This window comes from Bradyrhizobium sp. LHD-71, from assembly GCF_031157255.1.
Lineage (GTDB): Bacteria > Pseudomonadota > Alphaproteobacteria > Rhizobiales > Xanthobacteraceae > P52-10.
Genome location: NZ_JAVIFX010000006.1, coordinates 118,008 through 138,104, shown reverse-complemented (window position 1 = coordinate 138,104; position 20,097 = coordinate 118,008). Strand labels below are relative to the sequence as shown.

Below are 20,097 nucleotides of genomic sequence, written 5' to 3'. Positions count from 1 at the left end.
ACGCTCAGGCAGCCGATCGCATGTCAGGCAGGCAACGTCAGGCGCGACCGCCAAAAACAAACAGGGCGGCGGCCGAAACCGAAGGAAGAAGCAAGGCACTCCAATGAAATTTACCGGAACCAAGAATTACGTCGCGACCGATGATCTGAAGATCGCCGTTAACGCGTCCATCGTGCTGGAGCGACCCTTGCTCATCAAAGGCGAACCGGGCACCGGCAAGACCGTGCTCGCCGAGGAAGTCGCCAAGGCGCTCGATGCGCCGCTGATCACCTGGCACATCAAGTCGACCACGAAGGCACAGCAGGGCCTTTATGAGTACGACGCGGTCTCGCGCCTGCGCGACAGCCAGCTCGGTGACAAGCGCGTCTCGGACATTTCCAACTACATCAAGCGCGGCAAGCTGTGGGAGGCCTTTACTTCGGAGAAGCGGCCGGTGCTGCTGATCGACGAGGTGGACAAGGCGGATATCGAGTTTCCGAACGATCTCCTGCTCGAGCTCGATCGCATGGAATTCTTCGTCTACGAGACCGGCGAGAACATCAAGGCGGCGAAGCGACCGATCGTGATGATCACGTCAAACAACGAGAAGGAGCTGCCGGACGCCTTTCTGCGTCGCTGTTTCTTCCATTACATCAAATTCCCCGACTCCGAGACGATGAGCCAGATCGTCGAAGTGCACTTCCCGGGGATCAAGCAGCGACTGGTCGAAGAGGCGCTGCGCATCTTCTTCGAAGTGCGCGAGGTGCCGGGGCTGAAGAAGAAGCCTTCCACATCCGAATTGCTCGACTGGCTGAAGCTTCTGCTCAACGAGGACATGACACCGGAAATGCTGCGCGAGCGCGACCCGCGCAAGCTGATCCCGCCGCTGCACGGCGCGCTGCTGAAGAACGAGCAGGATGTCCACTTGTTCGAGCGGCTGGCGTTCCTGAGCCGCCGCGAAGTCTAACGGCCTTTACGCCGTCACTGACCTGATGCGATCGCCGGGCATGCCCGGCGATTTCGTTTGCGGGCTGGGTGCCGACCGGTCCGAGCGATCACCGGGGCATCCGGCCCTCGCGTCCGCGCTCCAGCTGATAGGTCAGATGCGTCTTCACCGTCGGCCATTCCGACGCGATGATCGAGAACACCACCGTATCGCGCAAGGTGCCGTTCGGCGCCACCTGGTGGTTGCGCAGGATGCCGTCCTGCTTCGCTCCCAGCCGCGCAATCGCGGCGCGGCTCTGCTGGTTGAAGAAGTGGGTCCGGAATTCCACCGCGATGCAATTCAGCTTCTCGAAGGCATGTTGCAGCAGCAGCAGCTTGCACTGGGTGTTCAGCGGTGTGCGCTGAACCGCCTTGCGATACCAGGTCGAGCCGATTTCGACGCGCTTGTGGGCGGCATCGACGTTCATATACGTCGTCATGCCGGCGATGGCACCGTCCGGCTGTTTGACCGTGAATGGCAGCATCGAGCCTGCGGCCTGCAAGCCGAGGCGACGGTCGATCTCGGCCGTCATTTTCTCCGGCTCCGGCACGGAAGTGTACCAAAGGTCCCAAAGATCGCCGTCCTTCACCGCCTCGACGAGACCGTCATAATGGGTATGGGCCAGCGGCTCGAGCCGCCCGTGGGGGCCTTCAAGAGTGACGGGTTCGAGCCAGACCATGCTTTCAGTCCCTGTTTGCTGCTACACTCGACGCTCAGGCCTCCAGCCATAGTCAGGAGCCGCCATGACCGCAAGACTCATTCCCGAGCTCGAGGTCGAGAACCTCGACAAGTCTCTTGCATTCTACACCGCCATCATCGGCTGCAGCGTGCTTTACGAGCGGCCTGAGGAGCGTTTCGCGTTTCTCGAACTCGAAGGCGCAAACCTGATGCTTGAAGAAGCCGCAGGTCCGGGTCGGCGGTTCACCACCGCGCCCCTCGAACATCCTTTTGGTCGCGGCGTCAATTTTCAGATCCGGATCGGCGACGTCGACGAGCTCTATGCGCGTGTGCTCGGCGCAGCGGCGCACGTGATCGTTCCGATCGAGGAAAAGTGGTATCGCCGCCACGACGACGAGGTCCGCAATCGTCAGTTTGTGGTCGCGGACCCCGATGGTTATCTGTTGCGCTTCGTCACCAACGTTGCACGCCGGCCGACATGATCCGCGCTAGAGCATTTTCCGGAAAAGTGGACACCGGTTTTCCGCAGAAAATGCGACCAACAAACGAATCTGGAGCGCTTTCCGATTCAAACTAATCGGAAAGCGCTCCAGTGTCGTCGATCAGAAATTCGCACCATCCTTGCCGCGAGTCCATCGTGCGAATTTCTGATCCATAAACGACACTAGAATCATAAGCTTGCTAGTGTCCTGATCGTATCCGAAGTTCGCTCTGAGCTCGCTGCAAAGTATAGCGAACTTCGGATTCGGGACACTAGGTGTTGAGGAAGTTCAACGGCAGTCCGGGTCGCGGCCAGTCCATCGCCACGAGCTGCCCCTTGCCGGACAGTGTGATGTAGGCCGTCTTCAATTCAGGCCCTCCGAAGCAGATGTTGGTGGTCGCCACGTCACCGGTCGGGATCTGTTCGACTAGCTTGCCGTCCGGCGCGATTACCGAGATGCAGCCCGAGGCGAGCGTCGCCACACAGATGTTGCCGTTGGCCTCCAGGGCGAGTGAATCGAACATCTGATAGCCGCCGAGACCGGCGAGCGGCTTGCCTTTTTCGCCACGATAGATCACGTCCACTGGCGCGATCTGGCCGGGTCCCGCGATCGCAAACGACCAGACCCGAGCGGTCGGTGTCTCGGCGACGTAGACCGTCTTTTCGTCGGGCGACAGACCGATGCCGTTCGCGGGCAAAAGCGGCGAGACGACCTCGACGATCTCCTTTAATCCGGGCTTCACATAGTAGACCGCGCCGAGATCCATCTCGCGCGGTCGGCGCTTGCCGAGATCGGAAAACCAGAGACCGCCCCCCTTGTCGAACACGAGGTCGTTCGGGCCGTTCAATCTGAACTCACCGCACTTGTCGAAAAGAGTTTCGATCTTGCCGCTCTGCAGGTCGACGCGCTGCAGCGAACCGCCCTTGTAATCCGAAGCAGGGCCACCGGAGACGTTGCGGCCGTTGACCTGCGCCCACGAGAAGCCGCCGTTGTTGCAGATATACATCTTGCCGTCGGGGCCGAGCGCAGCGCCGTTGGGTCCGCCCGGGATCTGGGCCACGGTTTCCTTCCGCCCGTCGGGATGAACCCGTGTCAGCCGCTGGCCGCGGATTTCGACCAGGATGACCGAGCCGTCAGGCATCGCCACCGGCCCCTCGGGAAATTCCAGATCTGATGCAAGCACGCGCATGTTCGGCATTGTCGCCTCCCCGTTTCCGTTGTCGTAGCCACTATAGGCGATGCCCCGGCTGTTGCCAGCACGCGACCACCGCCGCAGAAATCCAGTGTCCCTGACGTTCGTACCAAAGATGCGCGGCAACGCTGGTACGAACGCCAAACCCCGTGCGCTCGAGCATTTTCCGGAAAAGTGGACACCGGTTTTCCGCAGAAAATGCGACCAAACAACGAATCTAGATTGTCACCACCACTTTGCCGAGCGCTTCGCGCGCGGCAAGAGCGGCGATCGCATCGCCGCCTTTCTCCAGCGGATAGGTCTTCGATACCAGCGGCCGGATAACGCCCTTTTTGTAAAGCTCGATAATCGCCTTGGTGTTCTCCCGGCTCTTCTGCGGATGCTCCTTCTTGAAGCCGCCGGAATAGACTCCGACGATCTGGCAGGTCTTCAGGAGCGGCAGGTTGAGCGGAATCTTCGGGATACCCGCCGGAAAACCGACGACGAGAAAGCGCCCGCCCCACGCCATCGACCGCAGGGCCGCTTCGGCGTAATCACCGCCGACGGGATCGTAGACGACGTCAAAGCCCTTCTCACCGGCGACGCTCTTGAACAAATCCGCGAGGGCCTTTTGGCCCGCGCGATCGAACGGGCCGCGCGGATAGACAACTCCCTCGTCGGCGCCGGCCTTCTTTGCGGCATCGACCTTCTGCTGCGACGACGCCGCAGCAATCACATGCGCGCCGAACGCCTTGCCAAGCTCGACCGCGGCGATGCCGACGCCGCCGGCCGCGCCGAGCACGAGCAGCCGCTCGCCCGGCTTGATCTCGGCGCGATCCTTCAGCGCCATGTATGACGTGTTGTACATGGACGAGAACGCCGAGGCATCCTCGAACGACATCCCATCAGGGATCGGCGACAGCCGATCGGCCGGCACGGCGACCTTCTCGGCCATGCCGCCGTGACCGATCGAGCCGAACACCTTGTCGCCGACCTTGAACGCCGCGACGCCGGCGCCGGTCTTTTCGACGACGCCGGCAATTTCCGTCCCCGGTGCAAACGGACGCGGCGGCTTCGTCTGATAAAGGTCCTGGATCGTCAGCACGTCGGGATAGTTGACGCCGCACGCCTTGGTGGCGACGAGCACTTCGCCCGCCTTGGGTTCAGGATCGGGAATGGATTCCAGCACCAGCGTTTCCGGCCCGCCGGGATTGTGGCTGATCAGTGCCTTCATCGTGTCTCGCTCCCGCCAACATTGATTGGCGCGCAAACTGGAACACCACGCACGCCGGTACAAGCAGCATGCGAGCGCGCCCCACATTCCCAACACGCAAGTCTTGAGCGGACAGCAGCTCCGGTATCTACTCGTCAGGCGGAGGAGCGACGTAGCCGCGTCCACCTCCTCGCCATGAAGGTTGGGAGGCCGCTATGCCGAGTTGGACGTTCACGAAGGGGCTGCACGACCTCGGCAACGGCTGCTTTGCATATCTGCAGCCAACTGGAGGCTGGGGCTGGAGCAACGCCGGACTGATCGCCGATAGCGGCCAGACGCTGCTTGTCGACACACTCTACGATCTGAAGCTCACAGGCGAAATGCTGGAGCGGATGCGCGCGGCCGTCCCTTCCGCCTCGCACATCGGCACATTGGTGAACACCCATTCCAACGCCGACCATACCTTCGGCAACCAACTCGTCGGCGGTGCGCAGATCATCGCCTCGCAGAAATGCTACGACGAGATGAAGGAGCTCGACGTCGAGGCACGGCGGCAGGAACTGAAGAACTGGCAGGCCCTGGGCGACGCCGGGCTATTCCAGCACGAAAATCTCGACGGCAACTTCGATTTCGAAGGCATCGTGTTGACGATGCCGACGAAGACCTTCGACCGCGAGCTCGACCTGCAGGTGGGCGATAAGCTGGTGAAGCTGATCGAAGTCGGCCCGGCCCACACACGCGGCGACGTCCTCATTCATGTACCGCAGGACAAAACTGTGTTCACCGGCGATATCGTGTTTTCGAACGGCCATCCGCCCGCCTGGGCAGGGCCGATCTCGAACTGGATCAAGGCGTGCGACCTCATCATGAGCTGGGACGTCGAGACGATCGTGCCCGGTCATGGACCAATCGTGCAGAAGCACGCGCTGAAAGATTTCAAAGCCTACTTCGAGTATCTCACACGCGAGGTGCGAAAGCGTTACGACGCCGGCATGAGTGTCTCGGACGCGGCGTACGACATCGACCTCTCGCCGTTCAAGGGCTGGCTTGACCCCGAACGCATCATCGTCAACGTCAACACGCTCTACCAGGATTTCGGCGCAAGCGGTGGGCTCTCACAATTCGAGTTGCGCACCTGGATGGGGCGCTATCGTCGCGAGCAGCGGCAGAAGGCGCACGATCAGGCCCATGCCGGACACGGCTATCCGCATAGCCATTGACGCGGTTCCTTAAGGTGCCGCCGCCGTGAACAGCTCAGCGGCGGAATGCCGCTGGAACGAGGGGGGCGACATCCCATATATCACCGGCACCCACTGGAAGCCGATGGGCCATCGCAGGAGATGTTTTGAGCAACGCCGCCGCGAAAGCTGAACTCGACCGCTATTTCGAATGGATTGAGCAACATCTGCCTGACTGGCTCGGGCGTTTTCTGCACTGGCTTCGGCAACCGCCGATGCTGATCGCACGCGTTTTCGTGTGTACCCTGCTGATCGTCGGTGGGCTGCTCTCGTTTCTGCCGATCCTCGGCTTCTGGATGCTGCCGCTTGGACTGATGATCATCGCCCAAGATCTGCCCTTCCTGCAGCCGCCGCTCGTGCGCGTCTTCCAGTGGATCGAGCGACGATGGGGAACCTGGCGCAAGCGCTCCTGATCCGGCTGTACAGCGCTCCTTTGACGCAAAACACCTGAAACAACACACCTAAAAAAGGCAGAGCGGCGGCTGGCGCTGGCGAGCTGCAGACGTGCGTGCAATAATAATCCCTGCATCAGGGCCGACGGCCCCAAGAAGCTCTCGAAGAACGGTGGCCGCCAGTGCCTAAAGTGTCAGGGAGGACGATCGATGCACCACGCCTCAAGAAAACTTGCCTTAAGAACGCTCGCTTCAAGAACGCTTGTTTCAAGAACACTGAAGGCGCTCGCGGCGACCGCATTGCTCCTCACGCTGGGAAGCGAAGTGGCGACGGCGCAGAAGAAGAATGACACTGGCGCGACCGATACCGAGATCAAGATCGGCAACATCGCGCCCTATAGCGGACCAGCATCGGCCTATGCAACGATCGCCAAGACCCAGGCCGCCTACTTCAAGATGGTCAATGAGGCCGGAGGCATCAACGGCCGCAAGATCAACTTCATTTCCTATGACGACGGCTACAGCCCGCCAAAGACCGTCGAACAGGTGCGCAAACTGGTCGAAAGCGACGAGGTTTTCGCGATCTACCAGGTGATCGGAACGCCCGGAAACTCGGCAATCCAAAAATATCTGAACCAAAAGAAAGTGCCACATACGTTCATCGGCAGCGGCGCGACCAAATGGGCGGACCCGAAGAACTTTCCCTGGAGCATGGGCTGGCAGCCAAACTACCAGAGCGAGGCCCGAATCTACGCCCGCTACATCCAGAAGAACTATCCGGGCAAGACTGTCGGCGTTCTCTACCAGAACGATGATTTCGGAAAGGACTACTTGACCGGCCTTCACGAAGCGTTTGGCAAGGACAAAGCCCAGATCATCGTCGCCGAAGTGCCCTATGAAGTCAGCTCGCCGAGCGTCGATTCACAAGTCGTCCAGATCAGGTCAGCCAATCCTGACATCTTCATAAATATCGCCACGCCGAAGTTTGCCGCACAGGCGATCAAGAAGGTCGCCGAAATGAAATGGACGCCGGTCCAGTTTGTCACCAACGTCTCGGTCTCGGTATCGGCTGTCATGAAACCGGCCGGCATCGAAGCTTCACAGAACGTCATCAGTGCGGCCTATCTGAAAGATCCGAACGATCCGCAATGGAAGAACGATCCCGGCATGAACGAGTGGCGCGCTTTCATGAGCAAGTGGTATCCGGAAGGCGATCAGGCCGACGCTTCCACTGTCTTCGGCTATGGTGTCGCCCAAGGCCTGGTTCAGGCACTCAAGCAGTGCGGTGACGAGATGACCCGCGCGAACCTGATGAAGCAGCTTGCCTCGATGGACACCGAGATCGGCATCTATCTGCCCGGCATTCGCATCAAAACATCGCCGACAGACTTTGCGCCGATGGAGCAACTGCGACTCATGCAATTCAAAGGCGAAGGCTGGGAGCTGTTTGGTCCGCTGATGGACGGCGGCGGGCTGCCACCAAGCTAACGACAGCTCCAGCGGCTTGAAACGATCGGCGCGGCCCGAAAGGGGCGCGCCGATCCGCTTTGAAGCGTCACAGCGCGGACAATTCGCGTTGCGGAGCGACCGCAAGCGACTCAAATCACAGCGAAAATGACCGCCGCACGGCCCGCGCCGCAGTTTGTCTTGCGCAATCGTTTGGGGAAAAGATCATGCGGCGAATTGACTCGCTTAAGCCGAGCATGCGGCAGATTTGCAACGTTTATGAAGCAACCTGCGGTTCCAATAGATATTTTTGCTTTCGCGAATCAATATTTTGATTCAGCGTCGCGAGGCATACAACTGGAGGCTACACCCGTGAATGTAATCGTCTTTGCGTCGCGCAAGGGCGGCTCTGGGAAAAGCACCCTCGCCGCTCATCTTGCTGCCCATGCGCATAAAACTCTGAAATCATGTTTGTTGGTCGACGCCGATCCACAGGGCTCATTGAGCCTCTGGCAGAGGCTGCGCGGTACGGGCGAACCGCCGATCAAGACCGCCGTACGCTCGGTCAGTGAAATCGTCGCGTCTGCAAAGCGTGACGGTTATGAATGGGTTTTCATCGACACGCCGCCGAACATCTCCGCTGTGGTCGATGATGCGATCCGCAACGCGACGCTCGTCGTCATTCCAGCGCGGCCGGGTGTTTTCGACATCGACGCGGTGGTGGAGACGATCCAGTCCTGCCGCTCACAGCGACGGCCCTACGCAGTGGTGATGAACGGCTCACCGGCACGCCGCGACGACGTCGAAAGCCCTCTGGTGGCGATCGCCCGCGAAAGCCTTGCCAAGATGAAGGCGCCGGTCTGGGGCGGACAGATCACCAATCGTGCAAACTACGTGCTCGCGCTCAGCCACGGCGAAGGCGCCCGCGAATACGATCCGGAAAGCCGCGCGGCCAGCGAGATCGGCAGGCTGTGGGCGGCGATCGAACGTTCGGTGAGAGCGATCGGCGGCGCAGCGTCCTCGAACGGCACCATGCACAAGCGGGCGGCCTAGCTTCCCGCGAGGCCGTCAAAGGAAAACGGCCCGCCGAGACGCGGGCCGTTTTCCTTTGAGCCTTCCTTTATTCTATTTTGTGCTCTCGGCAGCGGCAGCTCAGTGGCCATGCGCCTGGAGTTGTCTGACGCAGGCGGGCCGCAGCCGGGCGCGGTTTTGCTTCAAGCAGCCCAGGATCGCCGTGTCGCCGTCGTCAATGACTTTCTTGCAGAAGCGGCTGGCGTCGCGCCCGCAGGCGGCTTCACTTCTGACACGATCCTGTGCCAATGCCGCACTTGCGGCAAAAACGGTCATCGCGATGATCAATATACGGGCCATAAACATCGTTTTTTCCTGAATTTTCTAAGGGTTCCAGGGGCGCTTGCGGCCCAGGCCGCAGCGGTTTATTTCCCAGCGGGACTGTGACATACGTCACTCGCATCCGCGCCGCCAAACAGCTAAAACTCGGCGCTTTCGCGGTGGTTCCACCGCCACACCACCAACACCCGACGGGCCAAGACCTTCATGAAGGCTGCGCGCGAACATCGATCCGGCAAGGGTCACAAGGACGAGAACTTTCCGGTCGCGTCCTTCGTGATCGAGGCCCGCCATCGGGGGCTCATTCTGGCGTTCTACGAGTTCGTCCGCATCGCCGACGACATCGCCGACCACGCGACTCTGTCGCAGGACGAAAAGCTTGCGCAGCTCGACCGGCTGGAGGCGGAATTACTCGGCAGCGGCGAAGGCCAGCCCGAAGCTCTGCATCTGCGCAAAGCGCTCGCTGAGCGCGGCATGTCCGCTCAACATCCCTGCGACGTGCTCACGGCGTTCCGAATGGACGTGACGAAACTCCGTTACGCCGATTGGAACGAGCTCATTCATTACTGCACATACTCGGCGATGCCCGTCGGTCGCTTCGTCCTCGACGTGCACGAAGAAAGCAAATCGACGTGGACGGCATCCGACGCCCTGTGTGCAGCGTTGCAGATCATCAACCACATCCAGGATTGCGGCAAGGACTACCGCAATCTCGGCCGCGTCTACATTCCTTCAGACGCAATGACTGCTGCCGGGATGACTATCGAGATGCTCGGTGCCGATCGCGCGTCACCGCAGATGGCAGCAGCCTTGCGCGGACTGACAACCGGCGCAGAGCGGCTTCTGAACGAGAGCCTTGCGCTTGCGCCGGAGGTGGCCAACACGCGTCTGGCGCTGGAGATCGGCGTGATCCAGGCCTATGCCGCGAAAATCGTCGACCTGCTGAAGACACGCGATCCGCTCGCCCAGCGCGTCCACCTGACCAAATGGGAAATCATGACTTCCGGGCTGATGAGCCTCACCCGCGGCCTCTGTCGCCGCGCGACCCGCAAGCTTTCCATGTCGGAAGTCTCGCGAGCCTGAATTGACATGACGTCCACAACAGAAACCAGCCAGGCCCAGACGAACCAGGCCTCTGCGTCGCCCTCCTCGTTCTATGCAGCGATGCGCATTCTGCCGTCGGCGCAGCGCGACGCGATGTTCCTGATCTACAGCTTCTGCCGACAGGTCGACGACATCGCCGACTCCGCGCTGCCGCCGGAGCGCAAGCGCCAGGAGCTTCAACAGTGGCGCAAGGACATCGACGCGGTCTATACGGGCAAGCCGCCGTCCCGGCTTGCCGAGTATCCCGTCACTATCAAGCGCTTTGATCTGCAGCGCGAGGACTTCCTCGCGATCATTGACGGCATGGAGATGGATGCGGCCGAAGACATTCGCGGGCCGGACTGGGCGACGCTCGATCTCTACTGCGACCGCGTCGCCAGCGCAGTCGGCCGCCTGTCCGTCAACGTGTTCGGCCTCGCGCGCAAGGACGGCGTCGCGCTGGCGCACCATCTCGGGCGCGCGCTGCAGCTCACCAACATTTTGCGCGACATCGACGAGGATGCCTCCATCGGCCGGCTCTATCTGCCGCGCGAGGCGCTGAGCTTCGGAGGCATTTCCACCACCGATCCCAGCGCGGTGGTTGAGGCCGACTTGACGAAAGCCTGTGAGCCGGTGATCGCGCGCGCCAGACAACACTACCAGGAGGCGCAGCAAATCATGTCGCGCAGTTCCCGCAAGCTCGTGCGCGCCCCGCGCATCATGGGCAAGTATTATGGCCGCATCCTCGATCTGCTGATCGCACGCGGCTTCGCCATGCCGCGCGCACCCGTGCGGCTCGGCAAGCTCGCACGACTGTCGATCCTTTTGCGATACGCGTTCGTCTGATGAAAGCCAACGTCCACATCATCGGCGCCGGCGTCTCCGGCCTTGCCGCCGCCGTCCGGCTGTCGAACGCCGGTTACGGTGTCCACCTGCACGAGGCGACGCCGCAGGCCGGCGGCCGCTGCCGCTCGTTCTACGATGCCGCGACCGATCTGACGATCGACAACGGCAATCACCTCGTTCTGTCGGGCAACAGCAGCGTGCTCAACTATGCGCGCTCGATCGGCACCGAAGCCGGGCTCGAGGGTCCGCAGCATGCTGAGTTCTCGTTCGTGGATCTTAAGGCCGGAAAGCGCTGGCTGCTGCAGATGAACGACGGGCGGATCCCGTTCTGGATCTTCCAGGACGGCAAGCGCGTGCCGGACACGAAGCCCTCTGACTATGCCGCGATGATGCCGCTGCTTTGGGCGGGCAACAACGATCTCGTCGGCGACAGGATCACGTGTGACGGTCCGCTCTATCGGCGCCTTGTGCAACCGCTGCTGCTCGCCGCGCTGAATATCGATCCGCCGCTCGGCTCCGCCGGACTTGCCGGCGCGATCGTCCGTCAGACGTTGCTTGCAGGAGGCCGGGCCTGTCGGCCGTTGATCGCCCGAGAAGGCTTGAGCAACGTCCTGGTCGAGCCGGCGGTAAAGATGCTGCGCGAACGCGGCGCGAAGGTCAGGTTCGATCATGAACTGCACAAGGTGGAAATGTCCGGCGATCGCATCGCGTCGCTGACCTTTGGCGACGGCACGGTCGCGCTTGCCCCGGATGACAAGGTCGTGCTCGCCGTTCCCGCGAAGCAGGCGGCCACCATACTGCCGGGGCTCAAGACGCCCACACAGTTCGTCTCGATCCTGAATGCGCATTTTCGCTGCGAACCGCCGCCCGGCACGCCGCCGATCCTTGGTGTCGTCAACGGCGTGGTCGAATGGATTTTTCCGTTCAAAGAGCGGCTGTCGATCACCATCAGTGCCGCCGACCGGCTGATGAACGCACCACGCGAGCAGCTCGCGCAGGACATCTGGAACGACATCTGCGCCGCGACCGGCGCGAAAGGCGACTTGCCGCGTTGGCAGATCGTGCGCGAACGTCGCGCCACTTTCGCGGCAACGCCCGAACAGGACGCGCTGCGGCCGGGTGCCATCACGCAATGGAAGAACCTGTTCCTCGCTGGCGACTGGACCGCCACCGGGTTGCCTTCGACGATCGAAGGATCCATCCGCTCTGGCGACAAGGCCGCCGACCACATCATTAGAGCCGCCTGATGTTAGACACGACGACCGTTACACAGACGACGCCCGATCCCAAGGCCGTGCAGACCAGCATCGCCGACGCGACGCGCGCATTGCACGGCCACCAACAGGGCGACGGCCACTGGATTTTCGAACTCGAGGCTGACGCGACCATCCCCTCCGAGTACGTGCTGTTCCGCCATTACCTCGCCGAGCCGGTCGACAGCGACCTGGAACGCAAGATCGCCAACTACCTGCTGCGCATTCAGGGCACACATGGCGGCTGGCCGCTGTTTCACGAGGGCGCGTTCGACATGAGCGCAAGCGTGAAGGCCTATTTCGCGCTGAAGATGATCGGCCACGATATCGATGCGCCCCACATGAAGCGCGCGCGCGAGGCGATCCTGACGCGTGGCGGCGCGGCCAAGGTAAACGTGTTCACCCGTTTCCTGCTGGCGTTTTTCGGGCAACTCACCTGGCGCGCCGTGCCGGTGCTGCCAATCGAGATCATGCTGCTGCCGCGCTGGTCGCCGTTTCACCTGACCAAAGTGTCGTACTGGGCGCGCACTACGATGGTGCCGCTGATGGTGCTCGCTGCGCTGAAGCCACGCGCTCGAAATCCAAAGGGTGTTCGGATCGACGAATTGTTCCACGAGGACCCGGCGACGGTCGGCACCCCTGGGCGCGCACCGCATCAGAGCAAGGCGTGGTTCGCCCTGTTCAGCGGCATCGATGCAATCCTGCGCGTGATCGAACCGTTCTTCCCGAAGCGTCTGCGGCAGCGCGCGATCGACAGTGCGCTCAGCTTCACCGCCGAGCGGCTGAACGGCGAGGACGGCATGGGCGCGATCTTCCCGCCGATGGCAAACGCTGTAATGATGTACGACGCCCTCGGCTATGGCGAGGATTACGAGCCTCGCGCGACCACCCGGCGCGGAATCGACAAGCTGCTCGTCTTCAACGGCGACGAGGCCTATTGCCAACCCTGCGTCTCGCCGGTGTGGGACACGGCCCTGACGTGTCACGCGCTGCTGGAGGCAGGCGATGAGGCCTCGATCAAGAAGGCCGGAGAGGCGCTCGACTGGCTGAAGCCGCGACAGGTCCTCGACGTGAAAGGCGACTGGGCGGCGAAGCGACCGGACGTGCGGCCGGGGGGTTGGGCGTTCCAGTACAACAACGCCCATTATCCCGATCTCGACGATACCGCCGTCGTCGTCATGGCGATGGACCGCACCCGCCGCGCGGGCCAGACCAAGACGTTCGACGCAGCGATCGACCGCGCCGTCGAATGGATCGAGGGCCTGCAAAGCAAGGACGGTGGTTTTGCCGCGTTCGATGCTGACAATCTCGAATACTATCTGAACAACATCCCCTTCTCCGATCACGCCGCACTGCTCGATCCACCGACAGAAGACGTGACGGCACGATGCGTGTCGATGCTGGCGCAACTTGGCAAGACCGCGCAGACCAGCCCGGCGCTGGCCCGCGGCCTCGACTATCTGAGGCGGACCCAGATGCCGGAAGGCTCCTGGTATGGCCGCTGGGGCATGAACTACATCTACGGCACGTGGTCGGTGCTCTGCGCCCTCAACGCCGCAGGCGTTGACCACGCCGATCCCGTGTTCCGCAAGGCGGCCGACTGGCTTGTGCGCATCCAGAACGCCGACGGCGGCTGGGGCGAGGACGGCGAGAGCTACAAGCTCGACTACAAGGGATACGCGCAGGCTCCGAGCACGGCATCACAGACGGCATGGAGCTTGCTTGCGTTGATGGCAGCGGGCCAGGTCGATCATCCGGCGGTCGCCCGCGGGGTTGCATATCTGATGAAAACGCAGAATAAGGCCGGCGAATGGGACGAGGCACGCTATACTGCGACGGGCTTCCCGCGCGTGTTCTATTTGCGCTATCACGGATATCCGAAGTTTTTCCCGTTATGGGCGCTGGCGCGCTACAGGAACCTGCGGAACACGAACTCGAGGACGGTCGGAGTCGGAATGTGAGTGTGGGGGCTAGCCGAGATGCCGCCGGGGGGCGACCTCTCCTGATCGTCACGGGTCTCTACAGCGAGGCACGGATTGCGGCAGGCCAGGGCCTGACTGTCATCTGCAGCTCAAGCGATCCCGGCCAATTGCGCGCCCAGCTCGGCACGTTCGATCACGCCAGCGTGCGCGGCATCATCTCTTTCGGCATCGCCGGCGGACTGGATCCGTCGCTGAAAGCCGGCGATCTTGTCGTGGCGAGTGAGATCATGACCGGAGAAGGACGCTGGGCGACCGCGCCCGCGTTGAGCGAAGCCCTGATCGAAGGCACGAACATCGGCCGGCGCAAGATCGTCGGCGGCTCCATCGTCGGCGCCGAGGAGGTCATTCTCGACCCGCGCGACAAGATCAGCCTGCACGAGCAGACCGGCGCGACTGCGGTGGACATGGAAAGCCACATCGCTGCAGCCTATGCGGCTTCGGTCGGCCTGCCGTTTGCGGCGTTGCGCGTGATCAACGACCCCGCGTCACGCGCCCTGCCCGCACTGGCCCTGAATGCGCTGAAGCCGAACGGCGACATCTGCCCACGCAAGGTGTTGCGCGGCGTCGCGCGCAAACCCTCCGTAATTCCGTCGCTGATGCGGACCGCCCACGATTTCAACCGGGCGATCGCAACATTACGCCGCTGTCGAAGTCTTCTTCTGGACAGCCGCAGCGCCTTCGTCACGGCGAATCTCTGACAGCTTCTTCTGCACCTGCTCGGCGAAGATGTACTGAGCGGGACGCTGCTTCGTCAGGTCGATCTCCGGTGCCATCGGCCCCGTCGTACGCACGCCCATCAGGGCGACCTTCATTGCCTTGAGCGGATTCTTGACGGCATCGAGCGCGGCCGTCGGCTCGTAGCCGCAATGCGCCATGCAGTCCGCGCACTTTTCGTACTTGCCGGTGCCATATGAATCCCAGTCGGTGGTGTCCATCAGCTCCTTGAAGGTCTTGGCATAGCCTTCACCGAGCAGGTAGCACGGCTTCTGCCACCCGAAGATGTTGCGCGCAGGCATGCCCCACGGTGTGCACTCATAGTCCTGGTTGCCCGCGAGAAAGTCGAGGAACAGACTGGAGTGCATGAAATTCCACTTCTTGCCCTTGCCGAGGGCGAACACATCCCGAAACAGGTTCTTGGTCTTCTGCCTGTTGAGGAAATGCTCCTGATCGGGGGCGCGCTCGTAGGCGTAGCCTGGCGATAGCGACACGCCGACGCCAATCTCGTTGCAGAAATCTAGAAACTTGGCGATCTGATCGGCCGGATGATTGTCGAATATCGTCGCATTGACGTTGACGGAGAAACCCTTGGCCTTTGCGGCCTTGATTGCCGACACCGCGCGATCGAACACGCCCGTCTGGCACACCGACTTGTCGTGATGTTCGCGCAAGCCGTCGAGATGCACGGAGAAGAACAGATAGGGCGACGGCTCGAACAGGTTCAACTTCTTCTCGAGCAGCAGCGCATTGGTGCAGAGCGAAACGAACTTCTTGCGGGCGACGAGGCCGCGCACGATCTCGCCAATTTCCTTGTGGATGAGCGGCTCACCGCCCGGAATGGCGACCATCGGCGCGCCGCATTCCTCGGCGGCGTCCCAGCACTCCTGCGCTGTCATACGACGGTTCAGGATCGCATCGGGATAGTCGATTTTGCCGCAACCGGCGCAGGCAAGATTGCAGCGGAACAGCGGTTCCAGCATCAGCACGAGAGGGAAACGCTTCCGACCGAGCAGCTTCTGCTTCAGCAGATAAGAGCCGATCTTGATCTCTTTGAAGAACGGTATGGCCATAAACGCACTCTTTCCGGACGTCCGTTGAGCTGAGCGAAACCTACCCAAACCTTGTCGAGCGAGGTGCCGGGAATGCATTTTCCCAACATCACGCCCGAAAGAGCTCGACGGGCAGCCGATACTCAACAACTTCTTGCTGGCCCGGCAGGACGGTCACGTCAACCGGGCCGACTCGTTTCAAAAACCTCGATCACATCCTTGACGAGAACGCCCCGGACGCGGTTGCGTCTTCGGCAATTCCCAGAAGCTTTAGCGCCTTCAACCCGCTTTTGGTTCAATTCGCTTTCGTTTGCGATGAGAAGCTCCGAACTCCCACCCTTGCTCCGATTTCGCGGAGCCGACTGGAATTGTTGGCCGCCCCGACGACCAACGGCGTAAGCTTCGGATGCTTCTTACCGCAGACTGGCGATTCTGTGTCGCATAGCAGATATCCCGAGGCTCCAGGCCTAGAATGTTAGTAAATTTGCGGCGATGAGGGCGTGTTTGGCGCTCGCCGCGCCGTTTCGGCCACATCGACCCCCAAATAATCCACCTTTAGTTGTAGATGATCGACCGTCCGAATGGGAAAAACGATCTTCGCTCTTTCTTGGTAGACGGCTGGGCTGCGATGCAATCTGCCGCGGCGACCTGCCGCAATATGGTCACATTTTGCGGACGAACACTGCGCCCTGCGCGCCACTCGGAAAACAAACACAGACATCTTGCAACTGCCGCAAATCCATCCGCGTTCACCAAATACGCGACCGTGAACCTCCGGAACTTGATTTTGCGCGCAATCGCAAGCACTACGGGCGGCAGCCGCAGAGGCGAATTTCTGTGCCATCACTAATGGCATGTCTTGAGCTTAGGACCGATTTGCACTGAGCCGTGTGATCCCGCCACATAGCTGCAAGTCACTCCAGACACCGGTCCGCCGGCAAACAGGACAAGGTAAAAGCAAGTGCTGAAAAACGTTGTTGTTCAGATAGTTACGGTTTGCACGCACTATGCGAAGACCGTAGTGCTGCTGACCGTCGCACTGGCGGGGCTGTCGATCTGGTACACAGCGGAGAATTTTGCGCTCAACACCGACATCAGCAAGCTCATCTCGCCCGCACTGGATTGGCGCCAGCGCGAAATCGCCTATGAGAAGGCGTTCCCAGGCGGCCATGAATCGATCATCGCGGTGATCGAGGCGCCCACGGCCGAATTGACGACGCTTGCGACGCGCGAGCTCCAGGCCAAGCTGGAAGGCCGCACCGACCAGTTCCGCTTGGTTGAAAACATCGCAGGAAGCCCGTTCTTTCAGCACAACGGTCTGCTTTTTCTTCCGACTGCCGAGGTCAAGGAGACCACTGAAAAGCTCGCGTCCGGCGAACCCTTGATCGGCAGCCTCGCCACTGATCCGAGCCTGCGCGGCCTGACCGAGGCGCTGACCACGGTGCTCGCCGGACTGAAGCGCGGCGAAATCAAGATCGATGACGTCGCCAAGCCGTTCAACAAGTTCTCCGACACGATCGACAGTGTTCTTTCCAAAGGTACCGCTACCTTCTCCTGGCGCGAGCTGGCAAACGGCGGTCCGCTGCCGACATCCGACCTGCGGGGCTTTCTGCGGGTGCGACCGGTGCTCGACTTTAACGCCCTGGAGCCGGGCCGCGCTGCCGAGAACACCATACGGGAGAGCGTCAGCGAACTCGGACTGGCCGAGAAGTATCAGGCCCGCGTCCGGCTTACCGGTCCGGTGGCCATCGCCAACGACGAGTTCGGCAGCACGCAGGAAGGCATCGTCCTCAACTCGATCATCACTTGCGTGATCGTGCTGTTCATTCTCTGGATGGCATTGCATTCGCCGAAGATCATCGCCGCGGTGTCGATTGCGCTGATGCTCGGACTAGCCATCACGACCGCCGTCGGGCTGCTGCTGGCGGGTGCCTTCAACCCGATTTCGGTTGCGTTCGCGGTGCTGTTCGTCGGCCTCGGCGTCGACTTCGGAATCCAGTTCAGCATCCGCTACCGGACCGAACGCTACGAAGTCGACGACCTCTACCACGCGCTGGCGAAAGCCGCCGAGAACAGCGCTGTGCCGCTGTCGCTCGCCGCAGTCGCGACCGCTCTGGGTTTTCTGTCGTTTCTGCCGACCGCGTATCAGGGCGTTTCCGAACTCGGCAAGATCGCCGGCGCCGGCATGCTGATTGCGTTCTTAGGCAGCATCACTGTGCTGCCTGCACTGCTCGTGCTCTTCAATCCGCCCGGCGAGAAGGACGAGCTCGGCTACGCATTCATGGCGCCCGTCGATGCATTCATGGAGCGTTATCGCATCGCCATCGTCGCGCTGACGCTCGGCGTCGCGATCGCCGGCTTGCCACTGCTGTACTACCTGCAGTTCGACTTCAACCCGATGAACTTGCGCAGCGCAAAAGTTGAGTCGGTTGCGACATATCTCGACATTCGCCGCGACCCGCAGTCGGGCGCGAGCGCAATCGATGTGATCGCCCCCTCGCGCCAGGCCGCAGTGCAGGTGGAGGAGCGTTTGCGAAAAGTGCCTGAGGCCGATCAAGTGACGTCGATCGACTTCTTCGTGCCCAAGGATCAGCCCGCCAAGCTCGCCGCCATCAAGAAGGCCGCCGAGGTCCTCGGACCGACATTCAAGGAGGCCAAGCTCGAACGGCCGACTGACGCTGAAAACGTCGAGGCGCTCAAGGATGCGGGCACCGGCCTGAAGCAGGCGGCAGCCGGCAAGACCGGATCTGGCGCCGATGCAATGAACCGTCTCGCCGGAACCGTCACCAAGCTCGCGCAGAGCAGCGAAGCCCAGCGCAACGAGGCGCAGAACGTCTTCATCGTGCCGCTCCGCGTTGCCCTCGAAGGGATCTCGAATTCGCTGCTTGCAAAGCCGATCACGTTCGAGACCCTGCCGAAGGAGATCGTATCCGACTGGATGACGAGCGATGGCCGTACTCGTGTTCAGGTCACGCCGAAGGGCGATCCGAACGATAACGAGACGCTGCGCCAATTCGCCCGCGCAGTGCTGGCCGTCGAGCCGACCGCGATCGGCGGACCGATCTCGATTCTGGAAGCAGGCAACACCATTTCACACGCCTTCATTCAGGCTGGGCTTTGGGCGCTGTGCTCGATCGCGCTGCTATTGTGGGTCGTGCTCCGCCGCATCGGCGACGTGCTGCTGACGCTGGTGCCGCTGATTCTCGCCGGCGCGCTCACACTCGAGATCTGCGTGCTGCTTGGAATAGCGATGAACTTCGCCAACATCGTCGCGCTGCCGCTGCTGCTTGGCGTCGGCGTCGCGTTCAAGATCTACTACGTGGTCGCCTGGCGCGCCGGCAGCACCAATCTTCTGCAGTCGAGCCTGACGCGCGCGATCTTCTGGAGTGCGCTGACGACAGCAACGGCGTTCGGGAGCCTGTGGTTCTCAAGCCATCCGGGCACGGCAAGCATGGGCAAGCTGCTGGCTCTGTCGCTCGCCACGACGCTGCTTGCCGCTGTGCTGTTCCAGCCGGCCCTGATGGGCAAGCCGCGCGAAGTGTCAGGTGCGAGGAACGAGACTGCTAACGTTTGAGCAGATCGGATCGGCCGCCGCCGCCGGCGCAGAGGAAGCGCCCTTCGACATCGCCGCCCCCTTGGTCTGCTGGGACTGCGCCATCGCACCACTTTTAGCCTGCGGAGCAGCAGGCGTGGCCGCTGTGGTCGGAACTGGCGGCGTCTTCGGATCGGTGATGCGCCTCCAGTCCTGGCCGCCGCAGAAGATGCTGGCGACGCAACCGCGGACCTCGAGCATGTCCTTGCGGTTGAGGCTGATCTTGGCGTCGTAAATGCTGCCGCCGCGCGCGTCGTAGATTTTGCCGTTCCAAAGATTGGATTCGGATTGCCGCATATTGATCAGGATCGGCACGCCAAGCATCGGCCGGTTCCGCATCGAAGGGTCAGGGTTCGCTGTGTCACGACCAGGGCTTGTTTCTGCCCAGATAACGCCCCACAACGTCGGCGGCTGATTTGGTCCCTGGGGACAGCTGACGACCTTGATCCGCGCCGAGCCGTCCTCCACGAGCCATTCGCCGACAGGATCGGCGGTCTGCGCAGCGGCGGACGCCGTTGCGGCAAGCAGAATCGTTCCTGACAAGACCAACGTTCGCATGATCTCAGGTGCCCTATTTACTTAACCTGGTTTCTCAATAATCGTTCGAACCAATGGCGCAAGATAGTCGTACTCGACGCTAC

Annotated in this window: 18 protein-coding genes; 12 read left to right on the top strand and 6 right to left on the bottom strand. The window is 61.6% G+C overall.

The annotated features are described in order from the left end of the window. Positions 1–103 precede the first annotated feature (103 nt). The gene (locus tag RCO31_RS08555) at positions 104–946 is read left to right on the top strand and encodes a MoxR family ATPase (RefSeq protein ID WP_308967884.1); all 843 of its coding nucleotides are present in this window, start codon (positions 104–106) and stop codon (positions 944–946) included. A gap of 88 nt (positions 947–1,034) precedes the next feature. Here the strand turns inward: RCO31_RS08555 and RCO31_RS08550 are convergent, their stop codons facing one another. Beyond that, on the bottom strand, positions 1,035–1,643 hold the full coding sequence (locus tag RCO31_RS08550) for a GNAT family protein (protein WP_308967883.1): 609 nt from the start codon (positions 1,641–1,643) through the stop codon (positions 1,035–1,037). 64 nt (positions 1,644–1,707) lie between these two features. Between RCO31_RS08550 and RCO31_RS08545 the strand changes: the two genes are divergently transcribed. Then, entirely contained in the window at positions 1,708–2,124 is a 417-nt protein-coding gene (locus RCO31_RS08545; protein WP_308967882.1) for a VOC family protein, read from the top strand. Positions 2,125–2,395: 271 nt separating this feature from the next. On the opposite strand, the gene RCO31_RS08540 is transcribed toward RCO31_RS08545, so the two are convergent. Together RCO31_RS08540 and RCO31_RS08535 are read right to left on the bottom strand one after the other, a co-directional pair. Next, positions 2,396–3,322 carry an SMP-30/gluconolactonase/LRE family protein gene (locus RCO31_RS08540; protein ID WP_308967881.1) on the bottom strand — a complete coding sequence of 309 codons (927 nt, stop codon included), beginning with the start codon at positions 3,320–3,322 and terminating at the stop codon, positions 2,396–2,398. A 211-nt stretch (positions 3,323–3,533) separates the two neighbouring features. Further along, a complete protein-coding gene (locus tag RCO31_RS08535) occupies positions 3,534–4,529 on the bottom strand; it encodes an NADPH:quinone oxidoreductase family protein (RefSeq protein WP_308967880.1) in 996 nt (331 codons plus the stop codon). A gap of 194 nt (positions 4,530–4,723) precedes the next feature. Here RCO31_RS08535 and RCO31_RS08530 point away from each other — a divergent pair, with 194 nt between their 5' ends. From RCO31_RS08530 to RCO31_RS08515, 4 genes are all read left to right on the top strand, one after another. Next, on the top strand, positions 4,724–5,728 hold the full coding sequence (locus RCO31_RS08530) for an MBL fold metallo-hydrolase (RefSeq protein WP_308967879.1): 1,005 nt from the start codon (positions 4,724–4,726) through the stop codon (positions 5,726–5,728). A 125-nt stretch (positions 5,729–5,853) separates the two neighbouring features. Further along, entirely contained in the window at positions 5,854–6,159 is a 306-nt protein-coding gene (locus tag RCO31_RS08525) for a hypothetical protein (RefSeq protein WP_308967878.1), read from the top strand. 279 nt (positions 6,160–6,438) lie between these two features. Beyond that, entirely contained in the window at positions 6,439–7,626 is a 1,188-nt protein-coding gene (locus RCO31_RS08520) for an ABC transporter substrate-binding protein (RefSeq protein ID WP_308967877.1), read from the top strand. Positions 7,627–7,956: 330 nt separating this feature from the next. Continuing rightward, positions 7,957–8,637, top strand: coding sequence for a ParA family protein (locus tag RCO31_RS08515; protein ID WP_308968036.1), 681 nt, complete (start codon positions 7,957–7,959; stop codon positions 8,635–8,637). 99 nt (positions 8,638–8,736) lie between these two features. On the opposite strand, the gene RCO31_RS08510 is transcribed toward RCO31_RS08515, so the two are convergent. Further along, a complete protein-coding gene (locus tag RCO31_RS08510) occupies positions 8,737–8,931 on the bottom strand; it encodes a hypothetical protein (RefSeq protein ID WP_308967876.1) in 195 nt (64 codons plus the stop codon). A gap of 210 nt (positions 8,932–9,141) precedes the next feature. Here RCO31_RS08510 and hpnC point away from each other — a divergent pair, with 210 nt between their 5' ends. The 5 genes from hpnC to RCO31_RS08485 are packed head-to-tail and all read left to right on the top strand — an operon-like array spanning position 9,142 to position 14,796. Beyond that, complete coding sequence (gene hpnC, locus RCO31_RS08505) at positions 9,142–10,017, top strand: squalene synthase HpnC (protein WP_308967875.1); 876 nt, start codon at positions 9,142–9,144, stop codon at positions 10,015–10,017. Positions 10,018–10,023: 6 nt separating this feature from the next. Further along, a complete protein-coding gene (gene hpnD / locus RCO31_RS08500; protein WP_308967874.1) occupies positions 10,024–10,863 on the top strand; it encodes a presqualene diphosphate synthase HpnD in 840 nt (279 codons plus the stop codon). Continuing rightward, positions 10,863–12,110: a hydroxysqualene dehydroxylase HpnE gene (hpnE, locus tag RCO31_RS08495; RefSeq protein WP_308967873.1), complete on the top strand. Its 1,248-nt coding sequence runs from the start codon at positions 10,863–10,865 to the stop codon at positions 12,108–12,110. The genes hpnD and hpnE overlap by 1 nt, the downstream gene beginning before the upstream one ends. Further along, positions 12,110–14,077: a squalene--hopene cyclase gene (gene shc / locus RCO31_RS08490; protein ID WP_308967872.1), complete on the top strand. Its 1,968-nt coding sequence runs from the start codon at positions 12,110–12,112 to the stop codon at positions 14,075–14,077. The genes hpnE and shc overlap by 1 nt, the downstream gene beginning before the upstream one ends. Continuing rightward, the gene (locus RCO31_RS08485) at positions 14,074–14,796 is read left to right on the top strand and encodes a phosphorylase (RefSeq protein ID WP_308967871.1); all 723 of its coding nucleotides are present in this window, start codon (positions 14,074–14,076) and stop codon (positions 14,794–14,796) included. Before shc ends, RCO31_RS08485 begins: the two co-directional genes overlap by 4 nt. On the opposite strand, the gene hpnH is transcribed toward RCO31_RS08485, so the two are convergent. After that, the gene (gene hpnH / locus RCO31_RS08480) at positions 14,734–15,885 is read right to left on the bottom strand and encodes an adenosyl-hopene transferase HpnH (protein ID WP_308967870.1); all 1,152 of its coding nucleotides are present in this window, start codon (positions 15,883–15,885) and stop codon (positions 14,734–14,736) included. The genes RCO31_RS08485 and hpnH overlap by 63 nt on opposite strands. 940 nt (positions 15,886–16,825) lie before the next feature. On the opposite strand from hpnH, the gene RCO31_RS08475 reads away from it, so the two are divergent. Then, positions 16,826–19,438: an MMPL family transporter gene (locus tag RCO31_RS08475; protein WP_308967869.1), complete on the top strand. Its 2,613-nt coding sequence runs from the start codon at positions 16,826–16,828 to the stop codon at positions 19,436–19,438. On the opposite strand, the gene RCO31_RS08470 is transcribed toward RCO31_RS08475, so the two are convergent. Next, positions 19,406–19,999: a DUF2147 domain-containing protein gene (locus RCO31_RS08470; protein WP_308967868.1), complete on the bottom strand. Its 594-nt coding sequence runs from the start codon at positions 19,997–19,999 to the stop codon at positions 19,406–19,408. The two genes, RCO31_RS08475 and RCO31_RS08470, sit on opposite strands and share 33 nt — an antisense overlap. Positions 20,000–20,097: the final 98 nt, after the last annotated feature.